The organism is Christiangramia flava JLT2011, from assembly GCF_001951155.1.
In the GTDB taxonomy this organism is placed as follows: domain Bacteria; phylum Bacteroidota; class Bacteroidia; order Flavobacteriales; family Flavobacteriaceae; genus Christiangramia; species Christiangramia flava.
The window spans coordinates 1,572,788-1,594,533 of sequence record NZ_CP016359.1 but is presented as its reverse complement, the minus strand read 5'-3'; the positions used below and the strand labels follow the sequence as shown (position 1 = coordinate 1,594,533).

Annotated in this window: 19 protein-coding genes; 15 read left to right on the top strand and 4 right to left on the bottom strand. The window is 42.7% G+C overall.

The genetic code is table 11. The features are described from left to right. The first annotated feature begins 65 nt into the window (after nt 1-65). The 5 genes from GRFL_RS06845 (at nt 66) to GRFL_RS06825 (ending at nt 7,216) form a co-directional block, all read left to right on the top strand. Nucleotides 66-3,287, top strand: coding sequence for a DUF4175 family protein (locus GRFL_RS06845; protein ID WP_083643908.1), 3,222 nt, complete (start codon nt 66-68; stop codon nt 3,285-3,287). Then, nucleotides 3,268-3,699 carry an rRNA maturation RNase YbeY gene (ybeY, locus tag GRFL_RS06840; protein ID WP_083643907.1) on the top strand — a complete coding sequence of 144 codons (432 nt, stop codon included), beginning with the start codon at nt 3,268-3,270 and terminating at the stop codon, nt 3,697-3,699. The genes GRFL_RS06845 and ybeY overlap by 20 nt, the downstream gene beginning before the upstream one ends. Before the next feature lie 9 nt (nt 3,700-3,708). Beyond that, nucleotides 3,709-5,580: a tRNA uridine-5-carboxymethylaminomethyl(34) synthesis enzyme MnmG gene (gene mnmG / locus GRFL_RS06835; protein WP_083643906.1), complete on the top strand. Its 1,872-nt coding sequence runs from the start codon at nt 3,709-3,711 to the stop codon at nt 5,578-5,580. Nucleotides 5,581-5,688: 108 nt separating this feature from the next. Then, a complete protein-coding gene (locus tag GRFL_RS06830) occupies nt 5,689-6,450 on the top strand; it encodes a class I SAM-dependent methyltransferase (RefSeq protein WP_083645995.1) in 762 nt (253 codons plus the stop codon). A 214-nt stretch (nt 6,451-6,664) separates the two neighbouring features. Beyond that, nucleotides 6,665-7,216 carry an OmpH/Skp family outer membrane protein gene (locus GRFL_RS06825; RefSeq protein WP_083643905.1) on the top strand — a complete coding sequence of 184 codons (552 nt, stop codon included), beginning with the start codon at nt 6,665-6,667 and terminating at the stop codon, nt 7,214-7,216. 62 nt (nt 7,217-7,278) lie between these two features. Here GRFL_RS06825 and GRFL_RS06820 read toward each other — a convergent pair whose 3' ends face one another. Then, on the bottom strand, nt 7,279-7,674 hold the full coding sequence (locus GRFL_RS06820; RefSeq protein WP_083643904.1) for a DoxX family protein: 396 nt from the start codon (nt 7,672-7,674) through the stop codon (nt 7,279-7,281). Between the two features lies 1 nt (nt 7,675). Continuing rightward, nucleotides 7,676-8,830, bottom strand: coding sequence for a DNA polymerase III subunit (locus GRFL_RS06815; RefSeq protein ID WP_083643903.1), 1,155 nt, complete (start codon nt 8,828-8,830; stop codon nt 7,676-7,678). A gap of 69 nt (nt 8,831-8,899) precedes the next feature. On the opposite strand from GRFL_RS06815, the gene GRFL_RS06810 reads away from it, so the two are divergent. Genes GRFL_RS06810 through GRFL_RS06800 form a run of 3 tightly spaced genes read left to right on the top strand, consistent with a single transcriptional unit; the run spans nt 8,900 to nt 12,723 of the window. Beyond that, nucleotides 8,900-10,084 carry a phosphoglycerate kinase gene (locus tag GRFL_RS06810; protein WP_083643902.1) on the top strand — a complete coding sequence of 395 codons (1,185 nt, stop codon included), beginning with the start codon at nt 8,900-8,902 and terminating at the stop codon, nt 10,082-10,084. Between the two features lie 49 nt (nt 10,085-10,133). Continuing rightward, complete coding sequence (locus tag GRFL_RS06805; protein WP_083643901.1) at nt 10,134-11,714, top strand: lytic transglycosylase domain-containing protein; 1,581 nt, start codon at nt 10,134-10,136, stop codon at nt 11,712-11,714. Nucleotides 11,715-11,736: 22 nt separating this feature from the next. Further along, nucleotides 11,737-12,723 (top strand): DUF4837 family protein, encoded by a 987-nt coding sequence (locus GRFL_RS06800; protein WP_083643900.1) that lies wholly within the window; start codon nt 11,737-11,739, stop codon nt 12,721-12,723. Nucleotides 12,724-12,788: 65 nt separating this feature from the next. Here GRFL_RS06800 and tatA read toward each other — a convergent pair whose 3' ends face one another. Next, nucleotides 12,789-12,998: a twin-arginine translocase TatA/TatE family subunit gene (gene tatA, locus GRFL_RS06795; RefSeq protein ID WP_083643899.1), complete on the bottom strand. Its 210-nt coding sequence runs from the start codon at nt 12,996-12,998 to the stop codon at nt 12,789-12,791. A 155-nt stretch (nt 12,999-13,153) separates the two neighbouring features. Here tatA and GRFL_RS06790 point away from each other — a divergent pair, with 155 nt between their 5' ends. Genes GRFL_RS06790 through GRFL_RS06760 form a run of 7 tightly spaced genes read left to right on the top strand, consistent with a single transcriptional unit; the run spans nt 13,154 to nt 20,398 of the window. Next, nucleotides 13,154-14,023 carry a M23 family metallopeptidase gene (locus tag GRFL_RS06790; RefSeq protein WP_083643898.1) on the top strand — a complete coding sequence of 290 codons (870 nt, stop codon included), beginning with the start codon at nt 13,154-13,156 and terminating at the stop codon, nt 14,021-14,023. 3 nt (nt 14,024-14,026) lie between these two features. Next, nucleotides 14,027-15,520, top strand: coding sequence for a GH3 auxin-responsive promoter family protein (locus GRFL_RS06785; RefSeq protein ID WP_083643897.1), 1,494 nt, complete (start codon nt 14,027-14,029; stop codon nt 15,518-15,520). 9 nt (nt 15,521-15,529) lie between these two features. Then, nucleotides 15,530-17,215, top strand: coding sequence for a DUF6909 family protein (locus GRFL_RS06780; RefSeq protein ID WP_083643896.1), 1,686 nt, complete (start codon nt 15,530-15,532; stop codon nt 17,213-17,215). Between the two features lie 6 nt (nt 17,216-17,221). Beyond that, complete coding sequence (gene rfbC, locus GRFL_RS06775) at nt 17,222-17,767, top strand: dTDP-4-dehydrorhamnose 3,5-epimerase (protein WP_083643895.1); 546 nt, start codon at nt 17,222-17,224, stop codon at nt 17,765-17,767. Next, nucleotides 17,764-18,609, top strand: coding sequence for a dTDP-4-dehydrorhamnose reductase (gene rfbD, locus GRFL_RS06770; protein WP_083643894.1), 846 nt, complete (start codon nt 17,764-17,766; stop codon nt 18,607-18,609). The genes rfbC and rfbD overlap by 4 nt, the downstream gene beginning before the upstream one ends. 25 nt (nt 18,610-18,634) lie before the next feature. Beyond that, nucleotides 18,635-19,624 carry a UDP-glucuronic acid decarboxylase family protein gene (locus GRFL_RS06765; protein WP_083643893.1) on the top strand — a complete coding sequence of 330 codons (990 nt, stop codon included), beginning with the start codon at nt 18,635-18,637 and terminating at the stop codon, nt 19,622-19,624. Beyond that, a complete protein-coding gene (locus GRFL_RS06760; RefSeq protein ID WP_083643892.1) occupies nt 19,625-20,398 on the top strand; it encodes a glycosyltransferase family 2 protein in 774 nt (257 codons plus the stop codon). On the opposite strand, the gene GRFL_RS06755 is transcribed toward GRFL_RS06760, so the two are convergent. Further along, on the bottom strand, nt 20,390-21,703 hold the full coding sequence (locus GRFL_RS06755; RefSeq protein ID WP_083643891.1) for a phenylacetate--CoA ligase family protein: 1,314 nt from the start codon (nt 21,701-21,703) through the stop codon (nt 20,390-20,392). The genes GRFL_RS06760 and GRFL_RS06755 overlap by 9 nt on opposite strands. Between the last annotated feature and the right edge of the window lie 43 nt (nt 21,704-21,746).

Genomic DNA, 21,746 nt, shown 5'->3' with positions numbered 1-21,746 from the left:
CTAAACTGCGGAAGAGAAGCTTTATTTCCCACTAAAATTGTACTTTTAGGGGTGATCTGCGAATTATGAAGTTTTTTGAGCAAATACGATCTAAATTAGAAGCTTTCATCCGGAAGTTCTACTGGAACCAGATACTGAAAGGTGGCCTTTTGCTGGTCTTTTTCAGTATGCTGTATTTCCTGCTGATAGTCGCACTGGAAAATGCCCTTTGGTTTTCTTCGGAAGGCAGGGCAATCTTGTTCTGGAGTTTCATCGTGCTGCTTGGGGGTTTATTCCTGTGGTTCATTCTGTTACCATTACTGAAATTATTAAAATTACAAGACGGGCTTTCTGCAATGCAGGCTTCGGAAATCATTGGCAAACATTTTCCAGAAGTAGCCGATAAACTGAAGAATTTGCTGCAACTGCAGGCCAGGGGAGAAGCATCTGATTTGTTGCTGGCCAGTATCGAGCAACGCTCCCGCGAACTTTCTCCCGTTCCGTTTTCTTCAGCGGTAGACCTGAAGGCTAATTACCGATACGCCAGATTGCTCATTTTCCCGATACTGATTGTTGTTGCGCTCTTCGTCGCGGGCAAATCAGCTTTTCTTTTTGACGGCTTCAAACGCATTTCAGATTATGAAACGGTGTATTCCAAACCCGCACCTTTTAAATTTCTTATTCCTGAAAATTTAAAGGCTGTGGAAGGGGAAGATTTTATGCTTCAGGTGGAAACGCTTGGGATAATTCAGCCTGAAAATGTATTAGTGCAGTTCGACGGACAGGAAATATTTATGAAACGTACCGAAAAAGGCCATTTTCAATATGTCTTTCCGAATATGAAAGAATCGCTGAATTTTCGGCTGAAATCCAATGAGATTACTTCCGAAGAATTTCAAATCGCTATTCTGAAAACTCCAAAACTGGATAATTTCAGTATGAATTTGGTATATCCCAGCTATACAGGGATAAAAAATGAAATTTTGGAGGGCACGGGTAACGCAAAAGTTCCTGCAGGAACGAAAGTCACCTGGAATTTTGAAAGCCGGAATTCCGATACGATTAATTTTGAAACAGAAGAGAGTCTTGAGTTTATCCTGCAGAATTCCGAGGCAGGTATTTTTAGCAAAATGCTGGTAAAAAATTTAGAATATTCGGTAAGCACTTCCAATGCTGACTTTTCCAATTTTCAAAAAGTACACTATGCTATTGACGTGATACCGGATGAATATCCGGTGATCAAAATGCAACAGAAAAGAGATTCTGTTCAGAAGGATATTCAGTATTTCCAGGGGGAAGTTTCAGATGATTACGGCCTGCAAAAGCTGGTGCTGGAATATTATCCAACCGAAAAAAAAGAGGCAGTTCAGCAAGTTTCCATCCCTATTTCCCAATCGGCAATTGTTCAGTTTTATTTTGTTTTTCCTGGCCAGTTAGCGCTTTCAGAAGGCCAGAATTATGAATTTTATTTCAGAATATTTGATAATGATGGGGTTCACGGTTCTAAATCGAGTAAAAGTGAAACCTACTCTTATTACGAACCAACTGCCGCTGAAATCGAGGAACAGAACTTACAAAATCAGTCTAAGAATATTCAGGAACTCAATGAAGAATTTGAGAAATTCAATAATGATCGTAAGGAAACGGAAGAATTCATGCGTCTGGACAAGGAAGAAAATGAGCTGAAATATAACGAGCGAAAAAAACTGGAAGAATATCTGAAACGAACTCAGCAGCAAAATGAGCTGATGAAAAATTATTCCGAAGACCTGAAAAAGAATTTAAAAGAATCTTCGGAATCGGCAAATCCGGAATTTCAGAAAGAGCTCGAAAAGCGAATGGAGGAAACAGAACAAAAACTGGAAGAGAATGAAGAATTGCTCCGGGAACTGGAAAAATATACCGAGAAAATAGAAAAAGAGGATCTTGGTAAAAAACTGGAGGAGCTTTCAAAAAATAATAGGAATAATGAACGAAGCCTGGAGCAATTGCTGGAGTTGACCAAGCGGTATTATGTGGATGAAAAGAAGCAGAAATTAGCTCAGCAATTGGAAAAGATGGCGGAGCAGCAGGAAGAATTAAGCGAGCAGGATTCTAAACTTGAAGAGCAGAAACAATTGAATAAGGAATTTGAGAAATTCCAGGAAGACTTCAACGAATTGGAGAAAGAAAATTCTGACTTAAAAAGTCCGAAGGATTTGCAAAGGGATACTGGTAGTGAAATGGAAATCGAGCAGGATCAAAAAGAAGCACAGGAAAATCTGGAGAAAAATGATACTGAAAAATCAAAGCAAAAGCAGAAAGAGGCTGCTCAAAAAATGAAGCAAATGGCTTCGCAAATGAAGCAATCTTCCATGCGGATGGAAATGCAACAACTTTCCATGGATGCAGAAGCGCTTCGACAGGTTTTGGATAACCTGATTGTTTTTTCTTTTGGACAGGAATCCTTGATGAATAGGTTTAAAGTTTCGGAGATCAACAATCCTCAATATGCTCAAAATCTTAAGGAGCAGAATACTTTAAGAGAAAACTTCGAATTCATAGATGACAGTTTGTATTCGCTGGCCTTGAGAAATCCACTGATTGGAAATGCTATTACTGATAAATTAACAGATGTGCAGTATAACCTGGATAAAAGCCTGGAAAGACTTGGTGAGAATGCTCTTCCGCAGGGTATTTCCAGTCAGCAATATACGCTTACTGGTTCTAATGATCTCGCTAATTTACTAAGCGATATTTTGGGTAATATGCGGCAAATGATGAGCCAGCCGCAAGCGGGACAGGGTGGGCAGCCTATGGATCAGCAACTTCAGGATATTATCGAAGGGCAACAACAATTAGGGGAGAAAATAATGGAGCAATCTCAGCCTAAGGAGGGTGAAGAAGGGAGGCAAAGCGGCGAACAAATGAATGGCGAAATTTTCCAGATTTATCAGGAACAGCAAAAATTAAGGCAAAAAATGGAAGAGCTTATGAATCAATCTGGTGACAAAAATGGGATCAAGAACCAGATGGAGCAGGTAGAGGAAAAAATTCTAAAGGGAGAATTTGACTCGCAACTGGATAAGATATTGGAGAAATTGAATTATGAATTATTAAAATTTCAGGAAGCTACAAAACAACAGGGCGAAGACACAAAAAGAGAATCAGAAAAGGCTTCGGAAGATTTCCAGAACCCTCTTCAGAATCAAATAAATAGCGCAAAAGATTATTTTCAATCTTTAGAAATTTTAAACCGACAAGTATTACCTTTGCGCCCGATTTTTAAGGAAAAGGTAAACACGTATTTTGGAAGCAAATCAAATTAATTTCTTTAGCGAATGTTCTTTTGAACTTCAGGAGGAAGAACGATACACTAATTGGATACTTAAAGCCGCTGCTTCTGAAGATAGGAAAGTGGGGGAGATAAATTTCATCTTTTGCGACGATGAATATCTGCACAAAATAAATGTAGAATACCTGGATCATGACACCTATACTGATATCATTAGTTTTGACACAACGGAAGGTAACTTGATTGGTGGTGATATTTTTATTAGTGTAGAGCGTGTACGTGAAAATGCGAATGAGTTTTCTGTTGATTTCGATACTGAGCTAAGACGTGTTTTGATTCATGGCATTCTTCATTTTTGCGGCTATGGGGATAAAACTGAAAGGGATGCCGATTTGATGCGACGCAAGGAAGAAGAAAAAATGGAAATGTTCCACGTGGAACAATAAACCAATTTTATGTTTGAAAAGGAATATGATGTAATTGTAGTAGGAGCTGGGCACGCTGGGAGCGAAGCCGCCGCTGCTGCGGCAAATATGGGCGCTAAGACGCTGTTGATTACCATGAATTTGCAGAATATTGCCCAGATGAGTTGTAATCCTGCAATGGGAGGAATTGCGAAAGGCCAGATTGTTCGTGAAATCGATGCAATGGGTGGTTATTCCGGAATTGTAAGCGATACATCTGCGATTCAATTTAAGATGTTGAACAAAAGTAAAGGTCCCGCGATGTGGAGCCCTCGAGTTCAAAGTGATCGAATGCGTTTTGCTGAAGACTGGAGGTTGAAATTGGAGCAAACGCCAAATCTCGATTTTTATCAGGAAATGGTAGCAGGTTTGATCATCGAAAAAGACAAAGTGGTTGGGGTTCGAACGTCTCTGGGTCTTGAAGTCAAATCGAAAACTGTTATTTGTACCAATGGTACTTTTCTGAATGGTTTGATTCATATTGGCGAAAAACAATTCGGCGGCGGTCGGGCAGGTGAACGGGCAGCAACCGGTATCACAAAAGATCTTATAAACGCTGGTTTTGAAGCCGGGAGAATGAAAACTGGAACACCTCCTCGGGTAGACGGTCGCTCTTTAGATTATTCCAAAATGGTAGAACAACCGGGCGATGATATTCCCGGTAAGTTTTCATATTCTAACGAAACACGGCCTCTTTCGAAACAGCGTTCCTGTTATATGACTTACACTTCACCGGAAGTACATAATTTGCTTCGTGAAGGCTTTGAACGATCGCCTATGTTCAATGGTAGAATTAAAAGTCTGGGCCCTCGTTATTGTCCCTCAATTGAAGATAAGATCAATCGATTTGCAGATAAAGATCGTCATCAGCTTTTTGTAGAACCGGAAGGTTGGAATACCGTAGAGGTTTATGTAAACGGATTTTCCACTTCACTACCGGAAGATGTACAATACAAAGCTTTAAAATCTGTTGCTGGCTTTGAAAACGTGAAATTTTTCAGACCAGGATATGCGATTGAATATGATTATTTCCCACCAACCCAATTGAACCATACTTTGGAAACCAAACTGGTCGAAGGTTTGTATTTCGCAGGTCAGATTAATGGAACGACCGGTTACGAAGAAGCCGCTTGTCAGGGTTTAATGGCGGGAATAAATGCGGCTTTGAAAGTCCAGGAGAAAGAGGAGTTTATTCTAAAAAGAGATGAAGCTTATATTGGGGTTTTGATAGATGATTTGATTACGAAGGGAACGGAAGAGCCTTATCGTATGTTTACTTCCCGTGCCGAATATCGTACGCTTTTAAGACAGGATAATGCTGATTTCAGATTAACCGAAAAGGCATATAAAATTGGTTTGGCTAAGGAAGACCGAATGAGAAGGATGGAGGAGAAGAAGAAAAAATCTTCTGAATTCGTTGACTTTCTGAAGGACCTTTCCGTAGTTCCTGAAGAGGCAAATCCTATTTTGGAAGCCAAAAAATCTTCACCTATGAAGCAAAGCGATAAGGTCTTTAAGGTTTTTTCAAGACCTCATGTGGAGATGAATGATGTCATGAATTTCTCCGGAGTGAAAGAATATATCCAGCAGCATGAGTTGACTGAAGAAATGCTGGAGCAAACTGAAATACAGGTAAAATATTCAGGGTATATAGAAAAGGAAAAGAATAATGCCGATAAGTTAAATCGACTGGAGGATATTCGCATTCCTCAGGATTTCGATTACTCCCAGATTAAATCCATGTCGTATGAAGCTCGCGAAAAACTGAATAAAATTCAGCCTAAAACCATATCTCAGGCATCCAGAATCAGCGGGGTTAGCCCGAATGATATTTCTGTGCTCCTGGTTTATTTGGGACGTTAACCTCTAATCGTTCCACGTGGAACATTGTAAATTTTTTCAATTCTGAAAACTGAAAACAAGTTTATTTCATGTAAGGATCACCTTGTAAGTGGTGAGTTGTTTGATATTATGGAGTTCGAACCGGGCGTGTTAAAAACCATTCCTGTTCCAGTGAATCTATCTTCTTATTACGAAAGTGACGAATATGTTTCCCATAAAGATTCAGTCTCTTCTGTTCAGGACTTCATTTACCAGAAGGTTAAGTCTTATATGCTTCAAAAAAAAGCTGGCTGGATTCAGAACTATATTAACGGCGGGAAAATTTTAGACATTGGTTGCGGAACGGGGGAATTTTTAAAAACCATGAAAAGTCAATCGTGGGAAGTTGTTGGAATGGAACCGAATTCATCGGCTCGCAAATTGGCAATGGAGAAAGAAATTTCTGTCTTTTCAAATTTGGATGATATTGATGGAAAATATGACGTGATTAGCCTTTGGCATGTTTTGGAACATTTGCCAAACCCTAAAATAGCTTTTGAAAAATTTTTCTCTTTATTGAACGAAAATGGTTTGCTGGTCATTGCCGTTCCAAATTATAAATCTTTAGATGCAAAAATTTATGGGGAGAATTGGGCGGCCTGGGATGTGCCACGGCACCTTTATCATTTTTCGAGAACAGGAATTCAAAATTTGGCAGGATCTACAAAATTTTCCCTGGTGGAAGAAAAACCGCTGAAATTTGATTCTTTCTATGTGAGTCTACTGAGTGAGAAAATTAAAGGCAGTACTAATTTATTGAAGGCTTTCCGGAATGGATTCAAATCAAATACGGAAGCGAAAAAAACCGGCGAATATTCTTCCATTGCTTATTTCTTTAAAAAATCAGAATAATATTCAATTTAAGCCGATTTAAGCGCGTTTAAAAAGTTTTACAGCATAATCTTACTCCCTTGTCTTGAAACGTTCAAAAATCGAATTAAATCGGGCTATTTTTTATAAAATATATCTATTTATTTCAACTAAAAAATAGGAAATGTCTATTTTTAACAAAATCGCTTTTTGTTGAGTTCCTATTTTATACATTTGCTCTCAAAATCAACGAAACATGAAAAAATCAATTTTAAGCGTTTTTGCACTGGCGGCCATATTGGTTTCCTGTAATGAACAAAAACTCGCTTACGTAGATACCTCGAAGGTCATCGAAGAGTATAAAGAGATGAAAGATGTAGAGGCTGAATTCACATCGAAATCAGATGCGGTTAGGAATCAGCTGGATTCTATCGGTCAGGCTTTTCAGCAGGAGGTGCAGGCTTACCAGTCTGGAATGGGATCAATGTCTGAAGCTCAACGTAAAGCTAAGGAGCAGGAGTTGATGCAAAAACAACAAATGATTCAGCAACGTCAACAAATGCAAACCAATCAGCTTCGCCAGGAAAGTTCACAGATCATGGATTCACTGGTAGAAAAGGTGAAGACCTATGTGAAAGACTACGGAAAGGATCACGGTTATAGCATGGTTTTCGGTTCTAATGAGGGTACAACCGTAATGTATGCTGAAGACGGAATGGATATTACTGAAGAAATTCTGAAAGAATTGAATAATGGCTACGAACCTAAAGCAGGTTCAGAGGAGCCAGCTGAAGCTTCAGAAGAATAACGATACAATTTCCAATAAAAAAGGCTCCAAAAATTGGAGCCTTTTTTATTTGTTTCAGTTTTCTAACTCATGATGTACACACCAAAGATTGTGATGATAAAGTAACCGGTTAAGGTAAAGGCTCCGGCGTAATCTTTTGCAATACGTTGTCCAAACAGGAGCATTAGCAGGGTTAGTGATGCCAGGGAACAGGTTAGTAGGCCTAGTTCATTGGCGCCATAGGCAATGATCCACAAGACCGAAACCATAGCGGCGATCCCCGTCAGGATCTCCAAAACCATGACAATTCCAACCACGAAAGGAACGCTTCCTGAAAGAAAGGTGGAAGCAAAATGTTCTTTGAGCCAGGAAGTATTTCCATTCCAGTCTACAAGTTTGTCAATTCCTGATTGAAGAAATACGATCAGGATAAAAAGAAGGATAAGAACTTCTGTTACATACTGAGAGATGGTCTCCATGTTAAGCTATTTTTTTGTGTAGCAGTCGTGTTAATTTAATAGAAAGATCTGTAAAAATGATCTTGGCATTTCCATTTCGTTCCACGTGATAAATAGCATTTTCCAGAGCCTGTGTAATTTCCGGAATATTTGCTCCGTGGATGAAGGGTGCAAATTTTTCTAATTTAAAATTTTTGGTGGCCGGCTCCAGGTAGACCAGTTCCCTGGCCTCATAATTCAACAGCATCGCCTGGCGGAAAAAATCTATACAATATAATAAAAAGCTTTTTTGTGATTCCCGGTTCAGGGCGGCGATCTCTTCACTCCATTTTACCAGTTCCAGTACCACGCTCTTATTTCCTCTTGCTTTAAAGGCTGCACGAACCCATTGTATGAACCAGCTTTCAAATTGTTCATCTTCACTGTTATGCTTTAAAATGCCCAGTGCGCGGTTGTAATTCCCGTTGCATTGATGAGCGATTTTTAGGGCTGTGGGCTGGTCACAATTTTCATTTTTCAGGAGTGCTTCAGCGATATCGGCTTCGCTTAGCGGCGGAAAGTGTAACCGCTGGCAGCGGGATTTAATGGTTTGAATGATCTGCTCCTCATCTTCAGCAATTAATAGGAAAACCGTGTCTTTTGGGGGTTCCTCGATCAGTTTTAGAAGTTTATTGGAAGCCGCCTGGTTCATTTTATCGGCTTGCCAGATAATCATGATCTTGAAGCCGCCTTCATATGATTTTAGAGAAAGTGCCTTGACGATGTCCTGTGCTTCATCTACCCCGATTTTACCCTGTTTGTTCTCGATCCCAATTTTTTGGTACCAGTCGTAAAGATTTCCGTATGCTTGTTTTTGTAAGAATTCGCGCCATTCTTCCATAAAATGAGCGGAAACCGGGTGGGATTTGATCTTTTCGTTGGTATTGACCGGAAATACAAAATGCAGGTCTGGATGGGCAAACTTGACGAACTTCAGATTACACGAAGATTGTCCGTTTTCATTTTCCCCCTGGGTGTTTCCGCAGAGGATATATTGTGCATAGGCGATCGCCATGGGAAGTACCCCGCTTCCCGCTGCACCGGTAAAAAGCTGAGCATGAGGAATTCTCCCCCTGTCGGCCGTAGTGGTCAGGTGATTTTTGATATGCGGAAGCCCGATGATTTCTTTAAAAAGCATAGGCAAATATAAAATTATATAGAAGAGATTATCTTGGGAAAAATTTATATTTGTAGATAAAGGATGACTATGAAAACAATCGACGACTATAATTTTGACGACAAACGCGCACTGATCAGAGTAGATTTTAATGTGCCATTGAATGATGAAAACGAGGTGACCGATACCAATCGTATCGAAGCTGCAAAACCAACCATTATCAAGATTCTTGAAGACGGTGGAAGTGTGGTGCTCATGTCTCACCTTGGCAGGCCAAAAGGCAAGGAGCCTAAATACTCACTGCAGCATATCGTTTCAAAGGTTTCTGAAATCATTGGCGTTGAAGTGAAATTTGTAGAAGATTGTATTGGAGAAGATGTGGAGAAAGCCGCGAATAATCTGCAATCTGGAGAAGTATTACTACTGGAAAACCTCCGTTTTTATGAGGAAGAGACCAAAGGCGATGAAGATTTTGCCGAAAAACTTTCCAGGCTGGGAGATATATATGTGAACGATGCCTTCGGAACCGCGCATCGCGCTCACGCTTCTACTACCGTCGTGGCTCAATTCTTTGAAGATAAGTGTTTTGGATACCTACTTGCCAAAGAGATCAAGTCTTTGGATAAGGTATTGAACAGCAATGAAAAACCGGTTACGGCTATTTTGGGAGGAGCCAAAGTATCTACTAAAATTACGGTTATTGAAAACATCCTGGACAAGATCGATCACCTGATCATTGGCGGCGGAATGACGTATACTTTCATAAAAGCTCAGGGCGGCCATATTGGTAATTCCCTGGTAGAAGATGATAAACAGGAGCTGGCGCTGGAAATTCTGAAAAAGGCCAAAGAAAAAGGCGTAGAAGTGCATTTACCGGTAGATTCGGTAATTGCCGACAGTTTTTCAGAACAAGCCAGTACGCAAACTGAAAGTGTAGACAATATTCCTGACGGCTGGATGGGTCTGGACGTTGGAGAAAAGACCTTAGAAAACTTCGCGCGTGTGATCAAAGATTCTAAAATTATCCTTTGGAATGGCCCTGTTGGGGTTTTCGAAATGGATACGTTTGCGAATGGAACCATTTCTTTAGGAAAAGCAATTGCTGAAGCGACTAAAGAAGGTGCATTCTCACTCGTTGGAGGTGGAGATTCAGTAGCTGCTGTTAAAAAGTTTGGCCTTGAAGACCAGATGAGTTATGTTTCCACCGGCGGTGGTGCCATGCTGGAAATGCTGGAAGGAAAAACGCTTCCGGGTATCGAAGCGATTCAAAAATAATAGGGTACGAAATTTGCGGTTCTTGCGTTTATTATTTTAAATAAGAAATATGCTGAAACAGATATTATGCATGGGATTGCTCGCAGCCGCAACTTCGGTATTTGCGCAGGAGAAAAAAGAGCGGGTCGAAAAGGCAAATTTCAGAGTACAGATTTTTCAGAAGAGTGATGATACGGAAATAAAACTGGCAGAACCAGATCCGGAATTTGCCAGTAAATTGCCTATTTCCGCCGTCATCCGCGATTCTTCAAAAGTAGCTTTGGAAGATCTTCCGAAAGCGATGAAAATCGATTCCCTCTGGAGAGCCGAGCTCACCAATTCTGATCTTTTTGACAAAATGCAGGAAAGCATCATGGACCAGGATTATGAAGATGTGGTGTATGATGAATTGCCTACCGATACGCTCAAGGCACGGCTGGAACGCCTTAACGCCCGTACTCCTTTCAATATCGAATACAACCCGATCCTGGAGAGTGTCATAAAATCTTATTTAAAAAGAAATAAACACAGTATGGAGCGTCTAATGGCGCTTAGCACGTATTATTTTCCTCTTTTTGAGCAGGAACTAGATAAATATGACATCCCGCTGGAAATAAAATACCTGGCGATCGTAGAATCGGCTCTGAATCCGCGAGCAAAATCGAGGGTGGGGGCGACCGGTCTCTGGCAGTTTATGTTTACTACGGGTAAAATGCACGGTCTGGACGTAAGTTCTTATGTGGACGAACGCATGGACCCGGTAAGGTCTACGCAGGCTGCTGCGGAATATATGGCGAGCCTCTATAAGGTTTTTGGAGATTGGGATTTGGTGTTAGCCTCTTATAACTCGGGACCCGGAAATGTGAGCAAAGCCATTCGCAGAAGCGGCGGAGCTACAGATTACTGGCAATTGAGAAGGTATCTTCCACGTGAAACAGCTGGATATGTACCGGCATTTTTGGCTACCCTGTACCTCTTCGAATATGCCGATGAGCATAAATTCCAGCCCGGAAATCCGGAGGTGGTATATTTTGAAACCGATACCATCCAGGTTAAAAAACTTCTAACTTTTGATCAGATCACGAAAGTTACGGGTGTGGAGAAAGAAATGTTGGAATTTCTGAATCCCAGTTATAAACTGGACATTATACCGTTCGTGGAAGATGAAAAGTATACGCTTCGCCTGCCTAGGCCTGCAACGGGCACTTTCGTTAACAACGAAGCAGCGATCTATAATTTTGCTGAAAGTCAGTTAGCTGAAACCAAAAAAGAACTTCCAAAATACGTTGAGACAGAAGACCGGATTCGCTACAGGGTTCGAAATGGAGATTATTTAGGAAAAATTGCCGCGCGATACGGAGTGGGCGTGAGCAGTATTAAACGCTGGAATAACCTGCGCGGGAATAACATCCGAGTGGGGCAGTATCTCACGATTTACCCGCGCAAACCGGTGAGTGTGGCCAGCAACGAAAACACGTCTAAACCTAGCAGCAGTTCCAGCCAAAAAACCTATACCGTAAGAAAAGGAGATTCACTTTGGAGTATTTCTAAGAAGTTTCCGGGCGTTACGGTACAGAATTTGAGGGCATGGAACGATATGAACAGTAACAGTCTCAAACCTGGAATGAAATTAAAGGTTTCCAAAGGTTAGAGATCGTACCAAAACCACTAAAATGAGACGTAGCTTTATCCTGCTGGCAAGTATCCTATTATTTATTTCCTGTAAAAACGACGAAAAGTCTGAACCCAACAAACGAATCCTTTCAGATTCTTCGGGAAACATCAATCAGTTAACTGTTGTAATCGACAATAATCTCTGGGAAGGAAAGATTGGAGAAGCCATTCGGGAAAAGCTCGCTGCACCGGTAGATGGGCTGCCTCAGGATGAACCACTATTCACATTAAGCCAGATTCCGCCGGAAACCTTTACAGGATTCGTTCGAAACAGTCGGATCTTTTTGAAAGTGGAACAGGCTGATTCTTCCGGAGTAAAGATCATCAAAGATGAATATTCACGGCCTCAAACCGGGATCGTTCTAATGGGTTCTTCAGAAAATGCGATCATTAAACTGGTTGACCAGCGTTCAGAAGAAATGATTGACCTTTTCAAACAAGCGGAGCTCAAAGAGAAACAGCGCCGAATTGGAAAATCACTGAAAAAAGACAATGATCTCGAAGATCGTTTTGGGATCAGCATGAAATTCCCAACGGCCTATCGCTACGCAAAGGAGAGTGATGATTTTGTATGGATCAGGAAAGAAATCCCGAAAGGGAATATGGAAATTCTGGTATATGAAGTGCCAATGAACCAGATCGAGAATGATAGCAGCGTGATCTCAAATATCACCAGAATGCGTGATTCTATTGGGGAAGCAGAGATTCCTGGGCCTGTAGAAGGTTCTTATATGATCACCGAAAAGGCTTACGCTCCATACCTTTTTGAAACCAAGATAGACGGTAAATTTGCTTACGAGACTCGTGGTACCTGGGAGGTGAAAAATGCCTTTATGGCCGGTCCTTTTGTAAATTACGCCATCAAGGATGAAAAGAACAACCGCTATGTGATCGTGGAAGGTTTTGTATTTTCACCATCCAGAGCTAAAAGAGACAACGTTTTTGAACTGGATGCGATCCTGAGATCGGTAAAGTTCGAGGGGTAATTCCAAATAGAAAGCAATAAAAAACCCAACTTTTTCAAGTTGGGTTTTTTATTTAGGGTAAGCTATTACTTATTTTCTTCAGTAACCTTTTTTCCATCATCAGTCGCTGGACCTTTCTCATCATCTTTGGAAGCATCTTTGAATTCCTTGATTCCACTTCCAAGCCCTCTCATTAGTTCAGGTATTTTACGTCCCCCGAAAAGCAACAATATCACCACAACGATTAAAATGATTTGCGGTGCTCCTATAGCTAATGGCAAAATAAATGCGCTCATATCAATAAATTTTGTTTTACAAACTTAACAAGAATACACTAATATAAACGTTAAGTTCTTAATTATTTACGGAGAAACAGGATTTTTGGTTTTCCTTTTTCCGTGATTATTTCCTCGAATTATTTAAAGTATCTTTGTAAAACCTAATTTTAGCTATGGCTGAACAGAAAAAGGAGAAAAGAAAATTCACTAAAAAGCTGCTTCATAAGTACCGAATGGTTGTCCTGAACGAAGACACCTTTGAAGAGCGCTTCTCTTTTCGGTTAACTAGGCTTAACGTCTTTGTCGCGGCGGGGCTTTCAGCAATTCTTCTGATCGCTCTTACAACTGTTTTGATCGCTTTTACACCCTTGCGGGAATACATTCCGGGGTATTCTTCCCCGGAATTAAAAGAAAGAGCAGCGGCGCTGGCCTATAAGACCGATTCTCTTCAGAATGTCATCCGGGTGAACGACCAGTACCTTCATTCCATAAAAAGTGCGCTAACCGGCGAATTTGATCCGGGGAGCCTGAGCAGGGATAGCATCCCGAATGATGGCCGCATGGAAGTAGAGTATGAGGATGTGGCGCCTTCCAGGGCCGATTCCATTCTACGGAATCAGGTCGCGCAGGAGGATAAGTACAACATTCTCCCAACTGCCACCGAAAACCTGAATTTTTCATTGGTGGCCCCGGTCAAGGGAACTATTTCTGAAACTTATAATATCAAGGAAAAACATTACGCGGTGGATGTCGTGGTAACTAAGAATTTGCCGGTTAAATCGGTAGCAGATGGTCGTGTGATTTTTGCGGAATGGACCGCGGAAACCGGTTATGTAATGATCATTGAGCACAGTTACGGCCTTATTTCGGTTTACAAACACAATGCATCGCTTACCAAATCACAGGGAGAAGTGGTTCGCGCGGGCGAGGTCATCGCCACAGCGGGCTCTACCGGTGAATTTTCTACCGGGCCACACCTGCATTTTGAACTCTGGAACGAGGGCAACCCGGTGGACCCTACTGAATATATAGATTTCAACTAGCCTATGTCTATAAAATCTTTTGCATCCAAAATTTTCGCTAAAAGCGTTCGGAAAAAAATTGATAAATGGGCCCAGGACCCTTTTCAAACCCAGCAAAAGGTCTTCGAAAATCTTATTTCTGAAGCGGCTCAGACCGAATTCGGAAAAGATCATGACTTTGCATCGATCTCAAAAATCGAAGATTTTCAGCAGAAAGTTCCCATTCGGGATTACGAACAACTGAAGCCCTACGTGGAGAAAATGGTCGCAGGGGAAGAAAATATTCTCTGGCCCGGGAAACCTTTGTACTACGCCAAGACTTCGGGTACGACCAGCGGGGCAAAATACATCCCTCTCACAAAAGAATCCATGCCGCACCATATCGAGGCGGCAAGAAATGCCATTCTTTGCTACATCGCCGAGACTGGAAATTCCAAATTCGTTGATGGTAAAATGATCTTTTTGCAGGGTTCTCCGGAACTGGATGAGAAGAATGGCGTGAAATTAGGCCGACTTTCCGGGATCGTGGCTCATTATGTTCCGGGATATCTTCAGAAGAACCGGATGCCGAGCTGGGAAACCAATTGTATTGCCGACTGGGAAGAAAAAGTGGATGCGATCGTGGAAGAAACCAAAGGCGAAAATATGTCGGTCATTAGCGGGATTCCTTCCTGGGTGCAGATGTATTTTGAGAAACTGATCGAGAAGACCGGTCAAAAAGTTGGTGATCTTTTTCCAAATTTCGACCTGTTCATCTATGGCGGAGTAAATTACGAGCCGTATCGCGCAAAATTTGAGAATCTCATCGGCCGAAAAGTGCCAAGTATCGAGTTGTATCCTGCTTCGGAAGGATTTTTTGCATTCCAGGATAAACAGCAGGAAAAAGGCATGTTACTTCAGTTGAATTCCGGTATTTTTTATGAATTTGTTGATGCTTCCGAATTCTTTGACGAGAATCCGAAAAGGCTTCAGTTACATGAAGTGGAAAAAGGGGTGAATTACGTGATGATCATTTCCAGCAATGCCGGACTGTGGGCTTACGACCTAGGAGACACCATTCAGTTTACCTGTTTAAAACCCTTCCGCGTGATCGTTTCCGGAAGGATCAAGCATTATATTTCGGCTTTCGGCGAACACGTGATCGGGAAGGAAGTAGAGCAGGCCATGCAGGAAGCGCTCAGGGAGACGGGCGCCAGGATCAGTGAATTTACAGTGGCCCCGCAAATCAATCCGCAGGAAAGTGAACTGCCATATCACGAATGGTTCGTGGATTTTGAGGAAGAACCGGATGATTTGAATAAATTTGCTGAAATAATCGATAAGTCCCTGCAACAGCAGAATTCTTACTATTTCGATTTAATTGAAGGAAATATCCTTCAGAGACTGAAAATCACCAGGGTGCGGCAAAACGCTTTCCAGGACTACATGAAATCTGTAGGAAAGCTTGGCGGCCAGAATAAGCTGCCCAGGCTTTCGAACGACCGGAAGATCGCCGATGCACTCCAGGTTATAAAATAAACACTGTATATGTCTGTATTCAAATTACAGGGGCGAACAAGGGCCCAGGAAAGTTCGAACGCCATTGAGCGTATGTACATCACTATGCGTCACCTCTTCAATCGTGGATTTTACAAGCCCATGGGAGTATCAGGAGAAACGCTTCGGGAGGCGCTTTTAACGCTTCGTCCGGAAATCTATGGTTCCGTAGCCGATGATAAGGCGGAACTTGCCGGATTGTTGTACGTGGTAGATCGTCTTCCGCGGGGAATCGAAGAATGCCGGTTCATCAATCTTACCAGTGATGAAGGCTATGGAAATTCCCATTTTAAGCCTATTGTTCCGCCGAAAAGACGTCGAAACTGTTACCGAATTGATGACGAACAGATGAATATCGAGATCACCCGCGGGCGATCTGAAATCTATGATATTTTAACCCATCTCACTTTCCTTTTTATTGAATCACACAAGATCATGAAGCGAGTGCTTATCGATGAGGAGGGAAGCGTGACCAGGGATTGGCAAAAACTTGAGGTTGCGGTTAAGAAAACCGAAGAACTTAGCCAGATAGACCGTGAAGTAGCGCTTACGCATACTGCGAATATTCTGGGAAGAACCTTTCACGAGATCAACACCCTGTATTCGAAATTTTCTACTGCTGATGATCCGGACAGGTTCCTGAAACTCATCTGGAGCCTTGGAAAACTGGCCATTAATGAAGCGGTTAGAAACGATAAAAGAATTATAACTTTTAGCCCGGTACTTCGCGAGAGATTGGGGCACCACATTCACGGAGAGATGTGGGCCAACGATATCAAGGCGAAGCTCCAGGAGCTGGAATTACTGCAAAGACCTATTCACGTTATCAGTGCGAACATGCACAGCGTGATGAACAGTCTTTTCACACCATACAGCCTAAAAGCCGAGCTCAAAAAGAAACCTGGTTTTGCGATCTACGAGGACCTGAGCGACAGCGCAAATGGCAATTTGCGAAATAAAGTTGCCAAGGCAGCTCTCGAGAACGGGATGACCTTCCTGGAAGATAAGAGCGGTACCAATATCGATGTTCAGATTTTCGACACCGCCAAGCTGAAAGAAGGTTATAAAAGCGCCGATCTTTCAGGCCCAGATTCAGAAAAACCGGTTATCGTGGTTATGGATTATGCTTTTGGAGAGCAGGCCTATGAAACTATGGACGAGCTTCTGAAACCTTATATTTTCGAAGATCAGGAGTTTAAACTGAACGTCAAATCTATTTCCATTATGGGGAAAGCCGGAATTCTGGAAGGCGGGAAGGGAGATATTATGATCCCGGATGCTCACCTTTTTGAAGGAACCGCTGATAACTATCCTTTCGAAAACCAGTTGAAAATGGAGGATCTGGAAGGCAACGGCATCAGCGTGGTAGACGGGGCAATGATCACGGTTCTGGGCACTTCGCTTCAGAACAAGGATATTCTGAAGTTTTTCCATGATTCTACCTGGAATGTGTGTGGGCTGGAGATGGAAGGAGCGCATTACCACAAGGCCATTCAGGCGGCCTCTAAACTCCGCGGAAGCATTTCCGAAGATGTGCAGGTACGTTATGCCTATTATGCTTCAGATAACCCGTTGGAAACCGGTAGTACACTGGCCTCGGGCGGTCTGGGAACTTCCGGAGTGAAGCCCACTTATCTGATCACTGAAAAAATCCTGGAACAAATCTTTAATTCTTAAACAATGATGGAGGTCGAAAAGACACCACTGAAAGACTGTTACCTTATCAAGCCCAAGATCTTTAAGGACCATCGTGGCCTGTTCCTCGAAAGTTTTCATCGCCAGCGTTTTGCTGAAGAAACCGGGATCGATGAAGAATTTGTGCAGGATAACCAGTCGGTTTCTCGATTCGGCGTGCTCCGCGGGATGCATTACCAAACCGGTGCTTTCGCACAGACCAAGATCGTACGTGTGATATACGGGAAAGTCCTCGACGTGGTGGCCGATCTGCGGCCGGATTCTCCAACATTTGGGAAGACCTTTTCGGTGATCCTGGATGATGAAAACCTGCATGAACTCTATGTTCCGAAGGGTTTCGCGCATGGTTTTTTGACACTTTCAGAACAATCTGTATTCGCCTATAAATGCGATCAATATTACCAGCCGGGTTCTGAAGCGGGTATTATTTACAATGATCCAGACCTGGCGATCGACTGGAATTTCCCGGAAGACCAGCTGGTGCTTTCTGAAAAAGACCAGGAACAGCCCACTTTCAAAGAAGTCTTTGGATGAAAAAGGTGTTAGTGACCGGTGCTGCCGGGCAGTTGGGACAATGTTTCCAGAAAATTGCTTCGGAATATCCTAATTTCGAATTCATTTTTAAAACTTCAGCAGCACTGGATGTGACGCAGGAAGCTGCAATTCGATCATTTTTTCAGCAGGAAAAAATTGCTATTTGCATCAACTGCGCGGCGTATACCAATGTGGAACAGGCAGAAACCGAAGTGGAAAAGGCTTTCGAGATCAATGCAACTGCTGCGGGGAAACTTGCGAAAGTCTGTGCAGAAAATGCTGCCATTTTAGTCCATTTTTCAACCGATTATGTTTTTGATGGCACTGCCCGAAAACCTTATGCTGAAACTGATGCTGTCCATCCCATCAACCAGTACGGTGCATCCAAGCTGGAAGGGGAAAAACAAATTCAGCAACAACTGGAAGCGCATTACATCATTCGAACTTCGTGGTTATATTCACAATTTGGTCATAATTTCTTCAATACCATCCGCCGAAAAGCTTCCGAAGGAAACGAACTGCACATTACGACTGCTCAAAAAGGCACGCCCACCAATGCCAATGATCTGGCAAGTTTTGTACTGAAGATCCTAACCCTTGAAAAAGCACATTTCGGGGTATATCATTTCAGCAACGAAGGAGAGGCAACCTGGTATGATTTTGCCAGGGAAATCGTTGAAATTTCCCAATTTCAGACTACGGCGAATCCTAGCGGTTTTTACCAGACAAAGGCGAAAAGACCGGAATATAGCGTGCTTTCCAAAGAAAAGATCGCTGAGACTTTTGGTTTGGAAATTCCGCATTGGCGAGAGAGCCTTCGGGGCTTAATTGCCAAAATTTGATTACTTTTCGGGCAAGAGTTTCATTATGGCTAAAAAAATCCTGATCACCGGTGCTGCCGGCTTTCTTGGTTCTCATCTTTGTGACCGCTTCATCGCGGAAGGTTTTCACGTGATTGCGATGGACAATCTCATTACGGGCGACCTCAAAAATATCGAACATCTTACAGGCAACAAGAATTTTGAGTTTCATCATCACGATGTGACCAAATTTGTTCACGTTCCGGGAAAACTGGATTATATCCTGCATTTTGCTTCGCCCGCAAGCCCGATCGATTATCTGAAAATTCCTATTCAGACGCTGAAGGTGGGTTCCCTGGGAACCCTGCATTGCCTCGGCTTGGCTAAAGAGAAAAATGCGCGCATCCTGATCGCCTCCACTTCGGAAGTTTATGGAGACCCGCTTGTGCACCCGCAGGACGAGGAATACTACGGAAACGTGAACACCATTGGTCCACGTGGAGTTTATGACGAGGCCAAGCGTTTCCAGGAGTCGATCACCATGGCCTATCATCGTTTTCACCATTTGGAAACCCGCATCGCTAGGATTTTCAACACTTATGGGCCAAGGATGCGTCTCAATGACGGGCGAGTGATCCCAGCTTTTATTGGCCAGGCGCTGAGAGGAGAAGATCTTACTGTTTTTGGGGATGGTTCGCAAACCCGTTCTTTTTGCTACGTAGATGACCAGGTGGAAGGAATTTACAGGCTTTTATTAAGCGATTTTTCAGATCCTGTGAACATCGGGAATCCCGAAGAGATCAGTATCCTCGATTTTGCCAAAGAGATCATACGCCTTACGGGAACCGATCAGAAGATTGTATTTCAGGAACTGCCCAAAGATGACCCGATGCAGCGACAGCCAGATATCACCCGAGCCCGAAAGGTGCTGGGCTGGGAACCCAAGGTCTCGCGCGAAGAGGGGATGAAGATCACTTATGATTATTTCCGGGGGATGAGTCCGGAAGAACTTGACAAACGAGAGCACAAAGATTTTTCTGAACATATCAGGCGATAAATGGAAGATTTCGGCAAGGTTTCAGTGGTCATGCCCGCCTATAACAGCGGCCGGTTCATCACCGAGGCCATTTCCTCTGTTCTTGCCCAAACCTATTCCAACTGGGAACTGTTGATCGTGGACGATGCCTCAACCGATGCGACTGCTGAACTGCTGCAAAACTTCCGGCAGGATGATCGCATTAAAATTTTCCGGTTTTCTGAAAATAAAGGCACACAGTTCAGCCGAAATAAAGCCATTGAGGAAGCTTCCGGAGATTTTATCGCTTTCCTGGACGCTGATGATCTTTGGAAGCCGGAAAAGCTTTATTTGCAGCTGCAAATGATGCAAACCAATAAGCTGCCGGCCTGTTTTTCCAGTTATGAACTGATCTCTGAAAATGGCCAGAACCTGCATACGAAGATTGAAGCCTTATCCCTTCTAAGCTATCAGAAGTTGCAGAAGGCAAATTATGTAGGAAACCTCACCGGCATTTACGATGTTCGCCAATTAGGGAAGGTTTTTGCGCCAGATCTCAAAAAAAGGCAGGATTGGGCTTTATGGCTGGAAGTGATCCGGCTGGGAGGGGCAATGCACTCCATCCGGGAATCACTGGCCTATTACCGTGTACGAAAAGATTCCATTTCCGGGAACAAATTGGAAATGCTGCGCTACAATTACAAGGTCTATCACGAGATTCTTGGTTTTTCCAAGGCCAAAAGCCTGCTGAAAATGTGCGCTTTCTTATGGGAACAATTTTTCGTAAAATCCCGTCAGCAGATACGTTTAGACTAGTGAAGTGAACTGTTTCAGTTTACCGCTTGGGCTTCTTTTCAGCATTTCCTTACGTTCGAAATTGATTTTCAGGTCTTTGCCTACGTAGGTTTCAATAGCCTTGAGGATATTTGTTTGTTGCTCGCCGGTTAGCGGGATTTCACTTACGTATTCTATGCGGAAGGTATCCAGTTTTGTTTGTATGATAATGAATTCCTTGATGTTCCCGCTATCTTCGATCAGTGTTTTGGTCACGTAGTAGAAAGTAAGTCCCGGAACGACCTTTCCATCGGCAAGCCTGGCGATATCATTGGTACGGCCCGCCAGTTTTTCCAAAACGGGCTTTTTAGCAGTGCTTTTTTTTGAGAGTGTCGCAGTATCTCCAATATCGTAACGAATCATTGGGTGAGCCCTGTTATATAGCGAAGTGATCACCACACGGCCTTCTTCCCCATGCGGAAGTACTTTTCCGTTTTCGTCCAGTATTTCCAGGTACAGGTCTTCAGAATTCACGATCCAGTCGCCATGATGATCTTCAAAAGCGATAAGACCCACCTCGCTGGCACCATATTCATTGATAACCGGCACCCCAAAACTCGCCTCCATGAGTTTCTGATCCTGTTCGAACAGTTTTTCCGAAGTAACTATACATAATTTTAGGCTGGGACAAAGCTCTTTCAGCACATAACCTTTATCACTGATAAATTTTGCAAAAAGCAAAATGGCGCTGGTATAACCGTTGAGGTAATCAAAATCTGACTGGCGGAAGCGCGTCAGGAATTTTTCCATTTTCTCCTCGCTGAGATCGAAAATATTGAAACGTCTTCGCAGGCTGATGCGGTCTTTCAGCTTTTCCTGAATATTCCCGTAGAAATCCAGTGGAATACCATAGAACCGGGCCTGCAGCGATTTGTTGAGGTCTATTCCATACCATTTGTAACGATCCTGGAAACCCGCCCAGCTGAGTGCATGCGCAAAGCGATCTTTGGCAAAAATGAACGGGTGACCGCTGCTGCCGGAAGTCTTCCCTACATAAGCACTCTTCCTCGAAAAATCCTTGCTCATACGGTATTTCAGTGGCTGCTGCAGGTCTTTTTTTCGCATGACCGGCACGTCCTCCCAATTCAGCGAAGTTTTGCCTGCTTCCGGGAAAAAGTCTTTATAAAAAGCATTATGCTTCAGGTGATACTGCACAATTTTCAGCTTTTTTTCGGAAACATATTCGGCATAAAGATCATCAGGAATAGACTGAATTTGCTCCAATGAGCGCATGGCCCGGTTGATCGGGAATTGGTTGAGCTGCAGAGAAAGTTTGAACCAGTCCAAATGACAGATAGCTTTTTTGCCGAATTTATTGGTGCTTCAATTT

Excerpts from the sequence above, each read along its gene's own strand:
- GRFL_RS06845 (WP_083643908.1), top strand. The coding sequence starts at position 66 with ATGAAGTTTTTTGAGCAAATACGATCTAAATTAGAAGCTTTCATCCGG.
- mnmG (WP_083643906.1), top strand. The coding sequence starts at position 3,709 with ATGTTTGAAAAGGAATATGATGTAATTGTAGTAGGAGCTGGGCACGCT.
- GRFL_RS06830 (WP_083645995.1), top strand. The coding sequence starts at position 5,689 with ATGGAGTTCGAACCGGGCGTGTTAAAAACCATTCCTGTTCCAGTGAAT.
- GRFL_RS06825 (WP_083643905.1), top strand. The coding sequence starts at position 6,665 with ATGAAAAAATCAATTTTAAGCGTTTTTGCACTGGCGGCCATATTGGTT.
- GRFL_RS06820 (WP_083643904.1), bottom strand. The coding sequence starts at position 7,674 with ATGGAGACCATCTCTCAGTATGTAACAGAAGTTCTTATCCTTCTTTTT.
- GRFL_RS06815 (WP_083643903.1), bottom strand. The coding sequence starts at position 8,830 with ATGCTTTTTAAAGAAATCATCGGGCTTCCGCATATCAAAAATCACCTG.
- GRFL_RS06810 (WP_083643902.1), top strand. The coding sequence starts at position 8,900 with ATGAAAACAATCGACGACTATAATTTTGACGACAAACGCGCACTGATC.
- GRFL_RS06805 (WP_083643901.1), top strand. The coding sequence starts at position 10,134 with ATGCTGAAACAGATATTATGCATGGGATTGCTCGCAGCCGCAACTTCG.
- GRFL_RS06800 (WP_083643900.1), top strand. The coding sequence starts at position 11,737 with ATGAGACGTAGCTTTATCCTGCTGGCAAGTATCCTATTATTTATTTCC.
- tatA (WP_083643899.1), bottom strand. The coding sequence starts at position 12,998 with ATGAGCGCATTTATTTTGCCATTAGCTATAGGAGCACCGCAAATCATT.
- GRFL_RS06790 (WP_083643898.1), top strand. The coding sequence starts at position 13,154 with ATGGCTGAACAGAAAAAGGAGAAAAGAAAATTCACTAAAAAGCTGCTT.
- GRFL_RS06785 (WP_083643897.1), top strand. The coding sequence starts at position 14,027 with ATGTCTATAAAATCTTTTGCATCCAAAATTTTCGCTAAAAGCGTTCGG.
- GRFL_RS06780 (WP_083643896.1), top strand. The coding sequence starts at position 15,530 with ATGTCTGTATTCAAATTACAGGGGCGAACAAGGGCCCAGGAAAGTTCG.
- rfbC (WP_083643895.1), top strand. The coding sequence starts at position 17,222 with ATGGAGGTCGAAAAGACACCACTGAAAGACTGTTACCTTATCAAGCCC.
- rfbD (WP_083643894.1), top strand. The coding sequence starts at position 17,764 with ATGAAAAAGGTGTTAGTGACCGGTGCTGCCGGGCAGTTGGGACAATGT.
- GRFL_RS06765 (WP_083643893.1), top strand. The coding sequence starts at position 18,635 with ATGGCTAAAAAAATCCTGATCACCGGTGCTGCCGGCTTTCTTGGTTCT.
- GRFL_RS06760 (WP_083643892.1), top strand. The coding sequence starts at position 19,625 with ATGGAAGATTTCGGCAAGGTTTCAGTGGTCATGCCCGCCTATAACAGC.